Here is a 347-nt window from a genome sequence, read left to right on the forward strand (position 1 = left end):
TTGGGAACAGCAGCATTACAGTGACGGTCTAGCCCCGCGTGTTCCCACAAGAAGAAAGCCTGCTGCCATGCCCAAGAAGCCTTATCCCACCGAACCCGTAACCGCTGACGATACGCACAAGACACGCGACCAGTTAATGGCCGAGCTTGAATACCTGCGCATGGAGAACGCTTACCTAAAAAAGTTGGAAGAGTTGAAGGAGCAGCAACGACGGCAAAAGAAAAAGCCCTGATCGTCAAACAACTGAGGAACCGGTTTCCGATGTGCGCCCTTCTGACGCTGGCGGGCCTGGCGCGCAGCACGTTTTACTATCAGGCTCAGGTGCAATCCAGACCCGATCCAGATGC

At 54.8% G+C, this 347-nt stretch carries 1 pseudogene; it reads left to right on the top strand.

Annotation, left to right across the window (positions count from 1 at the left end):
* A pseudogene (locus tag KBY08_RS26315) lies at positions 1-347 on the top strand (IS3 family transposase); the annotation flags it as partial.

This window comes from Pseudomonas sp. P135 (assembly GCF_020312125.1).
Lineage (GTDB): Bacteria > Pseudomonadota > Gammaproteobacteria > Pseudomonadales > Pseudomonadaceae > Aquipseudomonas > Aquipseudomonas fragariae.